This is a genomic window from Massilia sp. LMS1-1-1.1, from assembly GCF_040815535.1.
Taxonomy (GTDB): Bacteria; Pseudomonadota; Gammaproteobacteria; order Burkholderiales; family Burkholderiaceae_D; genus Janthinobacterium; species Janthinobacterium aestuarii.
Genome location: NZ_JBFPNG010000066.1, coordinates 116,439 through 128,871, shown reverse-complemented (window position 1 = coordinate 128,871; position 12,433 = coordinate 116,439). Strand labels below are relative to the sequence as shown.

At 64.6% G+C, this 12,433-nt stretch carries 10 protein-coding genes; all 10 read right to left on the bottom strand.

Annotated features, from left to right (window positions below; all coding sequences use genetic code 11):
- Nucleotides 1–23: 23 nt before the first annotated feature.
- Nucleotides 24–2,825, bottom strand: coding sequence for an EAL domain-containing protein (locus tag MRBLMS1_RS28580; RefSeq protein WP_485883733.1), 2,802 nt, complete (start codon nucleotides 2,823–2,825; stop codon nucleotides 24–26).
- A gap of 134 nt (nucleotides 2,826–2,959) precedes the next feature.
- A complete protein-coding gene (gene rbsD, locus MRBLMS1_RS28575; protein ID WP_034780878.1) occupies nucleotides 2,960–3,352 on the bottom strand; it encodes a D-ribose pyranase in 393 nt (130 codons plus the stop codon).
- Nucleotides 3,353–3,356: 4 nt separating this feature from the next.
- Nucleotides 3,357–4,265 carry a ribokinase gene (gene rbsK, locus MRBLMS1_RS28570; protein WP_485883731.1) on the bottom strand — a complete coding sequence of 303 codons (909 nt, stop codon included), beginning with the start codon at nucleotides 4,263–4,265 and terminating at the stop codon, nucleotides 3,357–3,359.
- The gene (locus MRBLMS1_RS28565) at nucleotides 4,262–5,320 is read right to left on the bottom strand and encodes a LacI family DNA-binding transcriptional regulator (protein ID WP_485883729.1); all 1,059 of its coding nucleotides are present in this window, start codon (nucleotides 5,318–5,320) and stop codon (nucleotides 4,262–4,264) included. The genes rbsK and MRBLMS1_RS28565 overlap by 4 nt, the downstream gene beginning before the upstream one ends.
- Nucleotides 5,321–5,329: 9 nt before the next feature.
- Nucleotides 5,330–6,301, bottom strand: coding sequence for an ABC transporter permease (locus MRBLMS1_RS28560; RefSeq protein WP_070303783.1), 972 nt, complete (start codon nucleotides 6,299–6,301; stop codon nucleotides 5,330–5,332).
- Between the two features lie 18 nt (nucleotides 6,302–6,319).
- Nucleotides 6,320–7,873 carry a sugar ABC transporter ATP-binding protein gene (locus MRBLMS1_RS28555; protein ID WP_485883727.1) on the bottom strand — a complete coding sequence of 518 codons (1,554 nt, stop codon included), beginning with the start codon at nucleotides 7,871–7,873 and terminating at the stop codon, nucleotides 6,320–6,322.
- Nucleotides 7,874–7,952: 79 nt separating this feature from the next.
- Complete coding sequence (locus MRBLMS1_RS28550) at nucleotides 7,953–8,912, bottom strand: sugar ABC transporter substrate-binding protein (RefSeq protein ID WP_139092010.1); 960 nt, start codon at nucleotides 8,910–8,912, stop codon at nucleotides 7,953–7,955.
- Between the two features lie 208 nt (nucleotides 8,913–9,120).
- Nucleotides 9,121–10,002, bottom strand: a complete 882-nt coding sequence (locus MRBLMS1_RS28545) for an EamA family transporter (protein WP_485883724.1) — start codon at nucleotides 10,000–10,002, stop codon at nucleotides 9,121–9,123.
- A gap of 160 nt (nucleotides 10,003–10,162) precedes the next feature.
- On the bottom strand, nucleotides 10,163–11,251 hold the full coding sequence (locus MRBLMS1_RS28540) for a zinc-ribbon domain-containing protein (protein ID WP_485883722.1): 1,089 nt from the start codon (nucleotides 11,249–11,251) through the stop codon (nucleotides 10,163–10,165).
- An 8-nt stretch (nucleotides 11,252–11,259) separates the two neighbouring features.
- Entirely contained in the window at nucleotides 11,260–12,384 is a 1,125-nt protein-coding gene (locus MRBLMS1_RS28535) for a hypothetical protein (RefSeq protein ID WP_485883720.1), read from the bottom strand.
- Nucleotides 12,385–12,433 lie beyond the last annotated feature (49 nt).

The window sequence follows — 12,433 nt, the reverse complement described above, 5'->3', positions numbered from 1 at the left end:
TCTGGTGGCAGGCTGGGCCTGTTTCAAGGGCGCAAGGGCCGCCGGGCGTGCAGCAGCGCGTCGAACGCTTCGATGGCCAGCGGCGGCGCAAACAGCTCGCCTTGCGCGAAATCGCAGCCGATCTCCAGCAGCCGCGCGCGCTGCTCTTCGGTCTCCACCCCTTCGGCAATGACCTGCAAGCCCAGCTTGTGGGCCATGGTGACGATGGCTTCGCACAGCACCAGTTCGCTGGCGCCGGCCGCCAGTTTGCGCACCAGCACGCCGTCGAGCTTCAGGTAGTCGATGCCGCATTGCTGCAGCTGCGTCAGCGAGGCATGGCCGCTGCCGAAGTCGTCGAGGGCGATTTGCAGGCCCGCTTCGCGCAGGTGCTGCAGGCGTGGCGCCATGCTATTGCCGTTGGGTAAAAGTACATCTTCGCGCATGTCGAGCACAATGGCCGAGGCCGGCACATCGAGCGCCATCAGCTGGCGCAGCCAGGTGCCGGGTGCCTCCACTTCGCGCTGCAATTCCAGCGGCGACTGGTTCAGGCACAGTTGCAGTCCCGGCAAGCCGATGACCTGGCCCTGCGCGCGCCAGTGCAGCAGTTGCGTGGCCGCCGTGCGTAGCACCCAGTCGCCGATCTCCACGATCAGGCCGCTGCTTTCGGCCAGCGCGAGGAAATCGGGCGGATACACGATGCCTCGCTGCGGATGATGCCAGCGCAGCAAGGCTTCCGCCTTGGCAATATTGCCGCTATGCAGTTCGACGATGGGCTGGTAATACAGCTGCATCTGCTGTTCGCGCAGGGCCGTGCGCAAGTCCGCTCCCATGCGCATGCGGTTGACGGCCGCCACTTGCATGGCCGGCGTAAAGTAGCTGTAGCGGTTGCGCCCCGCGCCTTTCGACACATACATGGCCTGGTCCGCCTGCTTGAGCAAGTCCTCGATCGTGCCCGCATCATCGGGATACAGGGTGATGCCAATCGAGGCCGAGACGAAGGCCTGCTCCTGTCCCAGCAGGAACGGCGCCAGCAAGCCGTCGAGTATCTGCCGGGCGATGCGGTCGACTTGCTGCAGATCATCGATGTCGGACAGGATCACCGTGAATTCATCGCCGCCCAGGCGCGCCACCGTATCCGTCTCGCGCACGCCCACGCGGATGCGCCGCGCCGCCTCGATCAGCAAGATATCGCCCTGGTGGTGGCCGAGCGTGTCGTTGACTTCCTTGAAATGGTCGAGGTCGATGAACAGGATGGCCACGCGGCTCGCATCGCGCCGCCCCTGGGCCAGTGCCAGGCGCAAACGCTCGTGGAACATGCGGCGGTTCGGCAATTGCGTCAGGGTATCGAAATTGGCTTGCTGCCAGATCAACGCTTCCGTTTGCCGCTTGTCCGTCACGTCTTCCAGCATGCACAAATGGTGCGGTCCGCCATGGCGGGCCGTGGCGATGGCCGTCACCGAGGCATCGACCCACACCACGCCGCCATCGGGACGCACGATGCGCTTGGCGTGGCGGAATCCCTGCAGGCGCCGCGCCAGCAGCTGCGCCACGTGCGCCTGCTCGCCGGCCACATCGTCGGGATGGCTGATCTCCATCCAGCTCGAGCGCTTCATGTGCTCCAGAGTGCGTCCGGCGATGGCCAGATAGCGCGGATTGATATCGAGAAACTGTCCGCTCACGGTATCGATCAGGGCGATGCCCATGGGCGCTTCCTCGAACATGGTGCGAAAGCGCAATTCCCCCTGACGGATGGTTTCCTCGGTGCGGCGGCGCTCGCGCGCCAGGTTGTTGAAGTGGAAGCCGGCCGACACGGCCAGCAAACCGCCCGCCAGGCCCAGCGACAAATACAGCCAGCCCAGGTCGGCGCCTGGCACGGGGCGGTACAGGAAGCCCTTGTAGGCGCGGCTGTCCGTGGCCTTGGGCGGCAGCACGCCCATAGCCGCATACGTGTCGGCAATATGCTGCCAGCGCTGGGGATTCATGTAGCCGAGCTCCACCAGCACGGGCTGCAGCAGCAGTTCCATCTGCTGCGCCTCGTACAGCAGGTGCGCGCGGTCGTGGCGCTGGCTGTATTTGACGTGGATCAGTTGCGCCATTTCCTCGCGGTGCGCCATCGCGTATTGCCAGCCGCGCAGACTGGCCGCGCGGAACGCTTTGACACGCTCGGGATGGCGGCGCAGTTCCTGCTCGCTGGTAAACAGGTTGTCGCCGTAGAAATCGATGCCGGCCGTGCGCGGCGTAAACTGGTAATAGGAAAATCCCGCCCGGTCCAGGTAGTCCGGTTCGTTGGTGGAGTACGCGGCAATCGCATCGACTTTGCCATCGATCAAATCCTCGATCCGGTAGCTGGGCGGCAAGTGCTGCATCTGCTGCGGCGCGACGCCCATTTTCCCCAGGAACAACGACACTTCATCGGAGGCGGCCGCCACATTGACGGCCGCACCGATCATCACGGGCGCCCCCACCAGCTTGCGCACGTCGGGGGCACCGCCCTGCTGGCGCATCAGCAGCACGCTGGGCGAATGCTGGAATACCACGGCCAGCACCACCACGGGCTTGCCCGCCAGGCGGCTGAGCAACAAGGTGCTGTTGCCCACGCCATATTCGGCCTGGCCCGCCAGCACGGCCGCCTCGGCAGGCGGCACACCGCTGCCTTCGACCAATGTCACCTCCAGCCCCGCCTCGCGGTAATAGCCTTGCTCGATGGCCGCGTAATAGCCGGCGAACTGGAACTGGTGCGTGAAATTGAGGTGCAGGGAGACGGCTTCCAGCGCCCGGACGGGCGTGGCCAGGCACAGCAGCAGAATGAAACAGCAGCGGAAAGCGTCGGAGGCTTTCATCGGCATGGCGGGACACCACAGGAAGCTGCCGCGTTGGCAGGGATAAGGCTATTGTAGCCGCCCCTTTTGCCGATGGATAATTATTTCAATGCGGACAATAGCGTTGATGTTTTTAGCAAACAATCGCGCCATTGTTTGCGTTAGAACACGACGCCAGCCACCAAAATGACATTGGCGTACGGACTGCACTCGCCCGTGCGCACGATGGCGCGCGCGCCCTTGCTCAATTGCTTGAACTCGTCATGCGTCACCTGGCGCGCATCGGGCAAGGCCAGGGCCGCCACCTGCGCCGCCATGGCCGGATTATGCTGCGGCAACTCGCTGGCGAGCAAATGGTATTCCACCTGCATTTCGCTCAGCACGGTGTTGACGGTATCGATGAAGCCGGGGATGCCGCGCGTCAGGGCCAGGTCGATCAAGGGCACGCCCGGCTGCGACGGCAAGCCCGCGTCGCCGATGACGAGCATGTCGCCATGGCCCAGCGAGGCAATCAGTTGCGACAGTGCGATATTAAGCAGCGGTGATTTTTTCATGGGTTCAGAACAGCTCGTGCAAGTGGGGGATCGACGTTTGCGCGCCGGGTTTGGTCACGCTCCAGGCGGCCGCGCGCTGGCCTTGCTGGATCGCTTCCGCCTCGTCCATGCCGGACGCCAGGCCCGCCACAAAACCGCCGATAAACGTGTCGCCGGCGGCCGTTGTATCGACGGCTTTCACCGCTTCGGCCGGGAACGTGAAATCGCCGCCATACAGGGCCGCGTGCACGCCCTTGGAACCCAAGGTAATGATGACGTTGTCGCTGCCCAGCTTTTGCAGCGCGGCGGCCAGCGCCTTGACGTCCGCGCCTTCCGGGCTGACGCCGGCCAGCATGGCCGCTTCGATTTCATTCGGAATCAGGTAGTCGACCAGTTCCAGCACGCCTTCCGGCAAGCTGGCGGCCGGGGCCGGGTTCAGCACCACGGTCTTGCCCAGCGAACGGGCCAATTTGATCGCGTGCACGACGGTGGCCATCGGCGTTTCCAGCTGCAGCACGATGATGTCGGCCTGCTCGATCAGCTCTTTTGCCGCGTCGATGTGCGCGGGGCTGAGCAGATCGTTGGCGCCGCCGGCGATCACGATGCTGTTCTGGCCGTTGTCATCGACAAGGATCGAGGCGATGCCGGACGCGACACCTGGCAAGGTCGTGATGTGGCTGTCGATGATGCCGTCGCCGACCAGCGCCGCGCGCAGGGTCGCGCCAAACGCATCGTCGCCCAAGCAAGCGACCATGGCCACTTGCTGGGCACCGGCCACTTTGCCGCTCAGGCGCGCGCAGGCCACGGCCTGGTTCGCGCCCTTGCCGCCAGGAATGGTTCTAAACGCGCCGCCCGTCAGGGTTTCGCCGGGGAGGGGCATGCGCGGCACGCGCAAGACCAGGTCCATATTGATGCTGCCGATAACCACGATCATGATGTCATTCCCATCAGTTCAGTTGCAGGTGAAGAAGTAGGTGCGGTAGAAGTTACAGCGGCGACGACGCTGGAGCCGCGCACGTGCAGTGCCGGCGCGATGCTGCGCTGCTGGCGCGGCAAGGCGGGGTCGGCGATGCGCGCCAGCAGGCAGGCAGCCGTGATGTGGCCCAGCTCGCGCGTATTTTGCGCCACGCTGGTCAAGGCCGGATGCACGAAGCTGGCCAGGTCGATATCGTCGAAGCCGACGACGGCCAGTTCTCCCGGCACGGCAATGCCACGCTCGGCGGCGGCGCGCAGCGCGCCAAAGGCCATCAAGTCATTGCAGCAGAACAAGGCGTCGGGGCGCTGGCCTGGCGGCAGCGCCAGCACGTCCAGCGCGGCCGCATAGCCGCCCGCGCTCGTAAAATCGCTATGGCGGCACAGCGCGTCGTCCAGGGCCACGCCCGCGTCCGCCATGGCGCTGCGCACACCGTCGATGCGCTCATTGGAAATGCTCACTTCACGGGGACCGGCGATGCAGGCGAAGCGCCGGCGTCCGAGGCCCAGCAAATGGCGCGCGGCCAAGGCACCGCCAGCGCGGTTGTCGACGGCCACGGCATCGATGGACAGGTCGCTGGGCGCGCGGTCGAGCAGCACGGCCGGCACCTTCATCTTGCGCAGCAATTCGCCATCGCTGTCGGCCAGCGCGGACAAAATCAGGCCGTCGCAGCGCTTGGTCAAGAGCACGTTCAGATAGTCGCGCTGCTTGACGGGGTCGTCATCGGAATTGCATAAAATCACGCTGTAGCCGGCCGCGTAGCAGCTGTCCTCGATACCGCGCGCCACTTCCGAAAAATACGGATTCGTATTGTTGGGGATGATCAGGCCGATGGTGCCCGTGCTGCGGCTGCGCAAGGACCGCGCCAGTGCGCTGGGCACGTAATGCAATTGTTCCACGGCCGCCAGCACGGCGCGGCGCGCCTCGTCGCTGACGGGGCGGGTATTGTTGAGGACGTGCGACACGGTGGTAAACGACACCCCCGCCGCCTGCGCCACTTGTTTGATGGTTGCCATGGGCCAGTATTATGAACGCTCGCCGCGGCGGCGGTAGGTGTCGAGCACCACGGCCGCAACGATCACCAGGCCCGTGACGATGCGTTTCACGGGTTCGGACACGCCCACTTGCGCCAGGCCCGCTTCCAGCACGGAAATAATCAACACGCCAATAAACGTGCTGATGACGGAACCGCGCCCACCCATCAGGCTCGTGCCGCCGATCACGACGGCGGCGATCACTTGCAATTCCATGCCCACGCCGCCGTTCGGGTCGGCCGCTTCCAGGCGCGACACCTGGAACAGCGCGCCCACGCCGGCAAGAAAGCCCATCAGTGCAAACACCAGCACCTTCGACGGTTTTGTGTTGATGCCGGACAAACGCACGGCTTCTTCATTCGTGCCGATGCCGATCCAATGGCGTCCCAGCACCGTGCGCGTGAGCACCAAATGGCCGATGACAACGATGGCAATCGAGGCAATGAAAGCGGGCGACAAGCCGAACGCGATCGGCGAGCTGATGCCGTCAACGGCGCTGCCGATGTATTCCGTGCGCGAGTTCGTCACTTGGTACGCCATGCCGCGCGCCATTTCCAGCACGCCCAAGGAAACGATGAACGAGGGAATGCGCCAGCCGACGGAAATCAGGCCCGTCGTGGCGCCGCACAGGGCGGCAACGAACATGCCCAGCAGGGCCGCGCTCCACACGGGCCAGCCCCAGTGCACGACGGCCAGCGACAGTACGGAAGCTGCCAGCGCCATCACGGAACCGACCGACAAATCGATGCCGCCGATGATCAGCACGAAGGTCATGCCGACGGCCATCACGACCAAGGTCGGAATATTGTTCGACAGGGTGCTCAAGGTGGCCAGGGTAAAGAAGTTTTCGCTGGCGAACGAGAACAGCACGCACATGGCGAGCAGGGCGCCGATCAGGCCCGCATAGTTTTTCAGGTCGGCCAGGCTGCGCTGCAGATACGAAGGAGAGGAATTGGTGGTCATGGGAATCTTTCCGGCGGATCAGGCCGCAGCTGGAGTGGAAGTGGGAGTCAAATAGCCGGAGAAGGCGGCCGACAGCAGCGCGTCCTGGCTCCAGGCGCCGCGCTCGAAGGTGTCGACAATGCTGCCCGCGCTCATGACGGCGATGCGGTCGCAGATCAGCATCAGTTCGCGCAAGTCGCTCGAGACGATGACGAGGCCCTTGCCCTGGCGCGCCTGCTCGGCCAGCACCTGATAAATATCAAACTTGGCGCCGATATCGATGCCGCGCGTGGGCTCGTCAAACAGCATCACGGGGCAGTCGCGGTACAGCCAGCGGGCGATCACCACTTTTTGCTGGTTGCCGCCAGAGAGCTCGGCCACCGTTTGCGCGCTGTTGCGCGAGCGGATGCCCAGGCGCTCGATGTAGTCGTCGGCCACCGACGCTTCGGATGCATCGTTGAGCCAGCCCGCGCCGCTGACGGTGTCGAGCGAGGCCAGGGTCGTGTTGACGGCGATGGACTGGCGCAACAACAAGCCTTGTCCCTTGCGGTCTTCCGTGATCATGGCGATACCGGCTTTCACCGCTGCCTGCGGCGAGGCCAGGGCGGCAGGTGTTTCGCTGTCGCCAAGGAACACGTCACCGGCGTCGGCACGGTCGGCGCCGAAGATCAGGCGCAGCAATTCCGTGCGGCCCGAGCCGATCAGGCCGGCGATGCCGAGGATTTCGCCGGCACGCAAGTCGAACGAGGTCGGGTTGACGACCTTGCCGCGCGCCAGGCCACGCACGCGCAGCAGCGGTGCGCCCAGCGTGCGGCCGCTCAGGTCGACGGCATCATCGGCCGAGCGGCCCACCATCAGGCTGACCAGATCGGCGGCCGAGTGGCCCGCGATATCGTCGTCGCACACGAGCTGGCCGTCGCGCAGCACGGCGATGCGGTCGGCCACGCGCTTGAGTTCTTCCAGGCGGTGGGAAATATAGATGATGCACACGCCTTCGGCTTTCAGGCGTTCGATTTGCAGGAACAGCAACTCCACTTCGCGGTGCGTCAGCATGGCCGTCGGCTCGTCGAGCACCAGCAGGCGGCAGGCGCCGATCAGATTGCGCGCGATTTCGATCATTTGCTGGTGGCCGATGCCCAGTTCGCCCACGAGGGTCCACGGATCGAGGCCGCCCAGGCCCACTTTTTCCATCTGTTCACGCGCGTCGCGTTCGAGGCGCGTACGGTCGATAAAGCCGAAACGCTGCGGCAGATTTTTCAGGTACAGGTTTTCCGCGATCGACAGGGTGGGAATCAAATTGAGTTCCTGCATCACCATGCGGATGCCCGGCGCCTCGGCGGCGCCGCGCGAGGCGGGTTGATAGGGCTTGCCGTCGAGCAGCATCGTGCCCGTGGTGGCTTGCTCCAGGCCGCAGATGATCTTCGACAGGGTGCTCTTGCCAGCACCGTTTTCGCCCGTCAGCGCCAGCACCTGGCCGGGGGCAAAGCGCAAGCCCACGCCGCCCAGCACGGGGCCGACATAGGACTTGCCGATGTTATCCAGGGTCAATAGAGGGGTGGCGGCTGATGGCGCCGGGGGGATGTCGGTAGGCATGATAAAACTCCGCGGAATAAGACGGCGGAGCCGGCGCCAGCAATGTTGCTATGGCGCCGGCCCCGGCGGGATCAAACGATCAGGACTTGGCGGCCTTGGCGACCAGTTCGACCTTGGTTTCGATGACGCCACCGAGCTCGGCCTGTTTCTTCTTCTGCGCCAGCGCTTTCAGCACGGTGTCGATACCGAACACGGCTTGCTGCGAACCGAACTGGTCGGCGGTAGCCAGCACGCGGCCATCGGCCAGCATCGGCTTGATGGCGTTGATGTTGTCGTAGCCGACGACGATGACTTTGCCCGTCTTGCCGGCCGCCTTGATGGCGGACACGGCGCCGATGGCCATGTTGTCGTTACCGCACAGCAAAGCCTTGATGTTCGGGTTGGCGTTCAGCATGGCGGCCGCCACCGTATTGGCAGGAGCGATTTCCCACTGGCCCGACTGCACGCTGACAACCTTGGCACCGGCCGCGTTCATGGCGTCCTGGAAGCCCAGGGTGCGCTGCTGCGCGTTGTAGGTCGTCGACACGCCTTCGATGATGCCGACCGGGTCGCCCTTCTTGATCTGCTTGGCCAGGAAGTCGCCGACCACCTTGGCGCCCTTGCGGTTGTCCGGACCGACGAACGGCACGCTGATGCCCTTCTCTTTCAGCGCGCCTTCGTCGAGCTTGTTGTCGATATTGACGACGATGATGCCCGCATCGATGGCTTTCTTCAGCACCGGCACCAGCGCTTTCGAGTCGGCCGGGGCGATCACCAGCGCGTTGACGCGCGAGACGATCATTTGCTCGACCAGCTTGATCTGGCTCGACGTATCCGTCTCATCCTTGATGCCGTTCGACAGCAGGTCGTACTTGGCGGCATTGGCCTTCTGATGCGCCTTGGCGCCATTTTCCATGGTCAGGAAAAATTCATTGGCGAGCGACTTCATCACCAGCGCCACCTTCGGTTTGGCAGGTGTCTGCGCCATCGCCGGCACGGCGGGCAAGGCACACACCAGGACAGCGGCGGCAATCATTTTCAGGCGAATACGGGATGTCATGAGCGTCTCCAGAGTTGTTGGTCAAGCACGTCTACATCATGCTTTTATGAAATTTCACGGCGCGCAAACGTTTGCGCGAAGCGAATAGTGCCTCAATGCCCTATTACAGTGCAAGCAAAACTGTATGTGCGGTGCAGCAAAAAGGGCGCGCCCACAGGGAAACGATCAGGCCGATGCGATCAGCCTGCCGAGGAGAAATGCGTAGAAATCAGGCGTTTGTTGCGGAACGGGCGCTGGCCCACTGCACTGCCAGCACGCTGGCCAGCACCAGCAGCAAGCCCAGCATCGACCAGCCCGTCATGGCCTGGCCCAGCAAGGCCCAGCCCAGCACGACGGCCATCAGGGGACTGAGCAGTCCCAGCGAGGAGACGGCCACGGGCGACAGCCTGGCGATGCCGCGAAACCACAGCGCATATGCCAGCAGGGCGCCGGCCAGGCACAGGTAGGCGTAGGCCAGGACTTGCTGCCAGGACAGCGCCGGCAAGGGCGCATCGGCCAGCCAGGCGACGGGTGCCAGCATCAGGCCGCCGAGCAGCAATTGCCAGCCCGTCAGCGCCAGCACGGGCAAGTCCGGCTTCCAGCGCCGCGTCAAATAGGTACCGGCCGCCATGCAGGCCGTGCCGCCCAGCGCGGCGGCGATGCCGATCGGTTCCCACACGGTGCGCGGCGACAACAACAAAATGCCCATGCCCGCCACGCCCAGCACGCTGGCAAGCAAGGCCAGGCGGGCCGGACGGCGCCCTTCCACGCCCCAGGCCAGGCCCATCACCAGCAGCGGCTGGATGGCGCCCACCACGGCCGCCAGGCCGCCTGGCAAGCGGTAGGCCGCCACGAACAGCAGCGCCTGGAACACGCCGATATTCAGTGCCGACAGGATCAGTACGCGGGCCCAGTCGCGCCGCGCGGGCAGGCGACGCATCACAAACAGCAACAGCAGGCCGGCCGGCAGCACGCGGATCAGGGCAGCAGTGAAGGGCCGGTCCGGCGGCAGCAATTCGGACGTGACGATATACGTGGAACCCCAGATCAGGGGCGCCAGCGCCGTGAGCACGATATCGCCCCAGGCGGGACGGGCAGGAGAGGCGGACATGCACTATCTCGACATGAAGATAAAAATGGAGTGTGGACGCGAACTATCTTGATGTCAAGATAAGTTGGCTTGCGCCGCTGTCGGGCGGGCGTAAAAAAGCCCGGCATTGCCGGGCTTGGTGAACTGCGCCAGACGGCACGCCGCGCCGCCTGCCTGATGCTTAATCGCGCACGCGCCGCAGGGTCGTTACCCGCATGCCGCCCATGCTGATCTGCGCCGTGCTGCCATCGTCGCTGACGATAATATCCATGGCCGCTTCGCCCGCGCCTTCCGGCGCGATCGTCACGGTATTGCCCTTGGTGGTGAAGGTGGCCTTGGTCGAGGTGCCGTTATTGATCACGCTGTCACTTGTAAATTCCAGGACGTTGCCCATCGCCGCCTGCCATTTCCCCACCGCCGGGTGGCCGCCAAAGCTGAACACGCTTTTCAGCTTGTCCAGCATGCCCGCACCCTGCACGGCTGACGCTTTGCCTATCGCACCGGTCATGGCCGCCTGGCTCATGTGCGCTTCGTCGATGACTTGCCATTGCTTGTCGACCAGCGCCATCGGCAGTCGCACTTGCAGGTCGCCGTCCGGCAAGCGCTGCAGGATCAATGCGCGGTCCGGCGATTTGGCGAACCACGCCGCCTCATCGGTCAGCGTCAGGGTGGCCTTGGCCATCGCCACTTGCTGTGCGCCCAGGTCGCGCACCTGATCGTAGCCGCTGACCTTGGCCACTTTCACGCCCTTGGCCACGCACAGCTTGTCGCCACGCAAGGCCGCCTTGCCCGGCGCGGCCAGCGCGTAGACAAATTGCGATTGCGCAATCCAGCCACCGCTGCTTTGCTCGACGGGAGCGTTGTACAGGCCGCCACGCACGAGGATATCGAGCCATTGCCGAGTGGAACTGTCGTACGACGCCACGCGGATTTCTTCCTTCTGGTACGGCAAGTTGGACAAGCACAGCAGCTTGTCGCGCGCCGCCTCGTCGGCCGCCAGGTGGGCGTCGATGGCGCGGCTGAAACTGCTGGCCGAGGCTGCCTCGGGCGCCAGCAGCCACGCCAGCGCGCCACCGGCCACGATGACCGCCGCCAGCACACCGCCGGCGATCATGACGTGGCGCCGCTTCACACCGGGCAGCGCCGGCGTCGCGGCCGGTGCAGGCGCCGGTGCTGGGGCTGCGGCGGCGTTGACGGCCTTGCCGCATTCATCGCAAAAGCGCGCGTCGGGCGCGTGGGCGGTGCCGCACTGTTTACAGAATTGCGCCATGGTCTGCCTTACTTGAGTTTATGCGCGCATTCGCCGCAGAACACGTCATCGGACGCGACCGGCGCTTTGCAGCTCGGGCATTGCAGGCTGTCAGCCGGCGCAGCGGCCGAAGCAGCGGGAGCGGCTGGCGTGGCCGGTGCCGCAGCTTGCTCAGCCAGGGCACGCGCGCGTTCACGCGCTTCCTCGGCTTTTTTCTTGACCGTGGCTAGGCCGTCGTTCAGGCTCGCTTCCGAGGCGCTGAAATCGACATTGCGCGTAGCGTTCAGGTAAATGATGCACACGCCCTTGGTAAAGATCAGGCCCGGTACCACGGCCGCGGCCGCCAGCAACAAGCCGCCACCCAGACCGGCTGCGATGATGTAGCCGGAACCGCCGCTCAGGCCCGAAGCGAGGGAATACATGTTCATCTGGCCGCCCAGGCCCAGGATGCCGGCCGACATGCCGCTCGTCAGCGACACGCCGGTACCGATCACGCCAAAGATCAGCAGCGCGACAAACGAGGTGATCAGGAACAGCAGCACTTCCAGCAGGATCACCGAAACCAGCTTGGTGCGCACGATCAGGTTCAGGCGGGCAATGATCTGGAAGACGGTGGCGCCCGACCAGGCGGCAGGGCCGGCCAGTGGCAGCATCACGTAGAACAGCGCAAACACCAGCACGCCCAGCACGATGGCCGACAGCGGGAAGACGACCGTGTACAGCACGGGGCCGAGCACGGGGATCTTGCAGACGAACAAGATGATGGCGATGGCGAGCATGGCCGCCAGCACGATCAGAAATTCCAGGAAGACGACCGCGATCAGACGGTGGCTCGTGTACAGCGAGACGAGCACGGCATCAACCAGGCTCATGCCAGGCTGGCCTTGTACATCGCGCATCAGCAAAATGCCCACGGCGTTGGAACCGTAAAACATCACGAGGAAGGCCATCAGGCCGCCCAGGAAGCCCAGCAGCACGCTGCTCATACTGCCGGCGAGCATCGTCAGTACGCCACCGACGAGCACGGCGCCGATAAAGGTCAGGGCCAGCAGGGCAATCGCGCGGAAGTTCTTGATGGCGTCGGTCGCTTCGATCAGCGAACCGAGCGCGGAGGAAAAGGGAAGAGATTTAGGTACTTCTGTGGAAATGGTCATGTCTAGCCTGGAAGGGGGAAATCGGAAGGGGACGGCCTGCCTGGCCGCC

Coding starts and splice junctions, on each gene's coding strand:
- MRBLMS1_RS28580 (WP_485883733.1), bottom strand. CDS start 2,825: ATGCCGATGAAAGCCTCCGACGCTTTCCGCTGCTGTTTCATTCTGCTG.
- rbsD (WP_034780878.1), bottom strand. CDS start 3,352: ATGAAAAAATCACCGCTGCTTAATATCGCACTGTCGCAACTGATTGCC.
- rbsK (WP_485883731.1), bottom strand. CDS start 4,265: ATGATCGTGGTTATCGGCAGCATCAATATGGACCTGGTCTTGCGCGTG.
- MRBLMS1_RS28565 (WP_485883729.1), bottom strand. CDS start 5,320: ATGGCAACCATCAAACAAGTGGCGCAGGCGGCGGGGGTGTCGTTTACC.
- MRBLMS1_RS28560 (WP_070303783.1), bottom strand. CDS start 6,301: ATGACCACCAATTCCTCTCCTTCGTATCTGCAGCGCAGCCTGGCCGAC.
- MRBLMS1_RS28555 (WP_485883727.1), bottom strand. CDS start 7,873: ATGCCTACCGACATCCCCCCGGCGCCATCAGCCGCCACCCCTCTATTG.
- MRBLMS1_RS28550 (WP_139092010.1), bottom strand. CDS start 8,912: ATGACATCCCGTATTCGCCTGAAAATGATTGCCGCCGCTGTCCTGGTG.
- MRBLMS1_RS28545 (WP_485883724.1), bottom strand. CDS start 10,002: ATGTCCGCCTCTCCTGCCCGTCCCGCCTGGGGCGATATCGTGCTCACG.
- MRBLMS1_RS28540 (WP_485883722.1), bottom strand. CDS start 11,251: ATGGCGCAATTCTGTAAACAGTGCGGCACCGCCCACGCGCCCGACGCG.
- MRBLMS1_RS28535 (WP_485883720.1), bottom strand. CDS start 12,384: ATGACCATTTCCACAGAAGTACCTAAATCTCTTCCCTTTTCCTCCGCG.